This window comes from Acinetobacter sp. 742879, from assembly GCF_000588535.1.
Classification (GTDB): Bacteria; Pseudomonadota; Gammaproteobacteria; order Pseudomonadales; family Moraxellaceae; genus Acinetobacter; species Acinetobacter pittii.
The window spans coordinates 1-1,920 of record NZ_JFYC01000037.1 but is presented as its reverse complement, the minus strand read 5'-3'; the positions used below and the strand labels follow the sequence as shown (position 1 = coordinate 1,920).

General features: G+C 47.4%; 1 protein-coding gene. It reads left to right on the top strand.

The features are described from left to right. Positions 1-1,920 (top strand): Ig-like domain-containing protein (locus J690_RS23470; protein ID WP_155762602.1); only part of this gene is annotated, 1,920 nt, incomplete at both ends.

The window sequence follows — 1,920 nt, the reverse complement described above, 5'->3', positions numbered from 1 at the left end:
ACAGCAGAACCTGGTTCAACAGTAACTGTGACTTATCCGAACGGTAGTACGGCAAGTGTTGTAGCAGGACCGGATGGTACTTGGACTGTACCAAACCCTGGTTTGAATAATGGTGATGAAGTTACAGCTGTAGCAACAGACCCTGCTGGCAATACATCAGGACCAGGAACAGCTATTGTTGATGCAGTTGGTCCAAATACGGATGGTGTTAACTTTGCTGTTGATTCGGTAACAGCTGATAATGTGGTTAATGCATCAGAAGCGGCTGGCAATGTCACGATTACTGGTGTTTTGACAAACGTTCCTTCAGATGCGGCTACTACAGCCGTTACAGTTGTTATTAATGGGGTAACTTATACTGCAACTGTAGATAGTGCAGCAGGTACATGGACAGTAAGTGTACCAGGTAGCGGTTTGGTTGCTGATGCTGATAAAACGATTGATGCTAAAGTAACCTTCACTGATGCAGCAGGTAATAGCAGCACAGTTAACGATACACAACCTTATACACTGGATACAGCTGCTCCTTCAGCGCCAGTGATTGACCCTGTTAACGGGACAGACCCGATTACAGGTACTGCAGAACCTGGTTCAACCGTAACAGTAACCTATCCTAATGGTGACACAGCAACAGTCGTGGCAGGACCTGATGGCAGCTGGTCAGTACCAAACCCTGGTCTTAATGATGGTGATGAAGTTGAGGCAATTGCTACAGATCCAGCAGGCAACCCATCTTTGCCAGGTACAGCTACTGTTGATGCAGTTGCACCAGCAGTTGTTATAACTGATTTATTAACGAATGACAGTACACCTGCGTTAACCGGTACAGTGAACGATCCGACAGCCACTGTGGTTGTAAATGTGGATGGTGTTGACTATCCGGCAGTGAACAATGGTGACGGCACCTGGACGCTTGCAGACAATACACTGCCTGCATTAACTGATGGACCACACACCATTACCGTGACTGCAACCGATGCAGCAGGTAACGTAGGTACAGATACAGGTGTTGTGACAGTTGATACAGCTGCACCGAACGCACCAGTAATTGACCCGGTTAACGGGACAGACCCGATTACAGGTACAGCAGAACCTGGTTCAACAGTGACTGTGACTTATCCGGACGGTAGTACAGCAAGTGTTGTAGCAGGACCGGACGGTACGTGGACTGTGCCAAACCCTGGTCTGAATGATGGCGATGAAGTTGAGGCGATTGCTACAGATCCAGCAGGTAACCCATCATTACCAGGCACAGCTATTGTCGATGCAGTTGGCCCAAATACCGATGGTGTCAACTTCGCAGTTGATTCAGTAACAGCTGATAATGTGGTTAATGCATCAGAAGCGGCTGGCAATGTCACGATTACTGGTGTTCTGACAAACGTTCCTTCAGATGCGGCTACTACAGCCGTTACAGTTGTTATTAATGGGGTAACTTATACTGCAACTGTAGACAGTGCAGCAGGTACATGGACAGTAAGTGTGCCTGGTAGTGGTTTAACAGCGGATGCAGATAAAACAATTGATGCCAAAGTAACCTTCACTGATGCAGTAGGTAATAGCAGCACTGTTAACGATACACAAACATATACAATCGATACCACTGCACCTGATGCTCCAGTAATTAACCCGGTTAACGGGACAGACCCGATTACAGGTACAGCAGAACCTGGTTCAACAGTGACTGTGACTTATCCGGACGGTAGTACAGCAAGTGTTGTAGCAGGACCGGACGGTACGTGGACTGTGCCAAACCCTGGTCTGAATGATGGCGATGAAGTTGAGGCGATTGCTACAGATCCAGCAGGTAACCCATCATTACCAGGCACAGCTATTGTCGATGCAGTTGGTCCAAATACCGATGGTGTCAACTTCGCAGTTGATTCAGTAACAGCTGATAATGTGGTTAATGCATCAGAA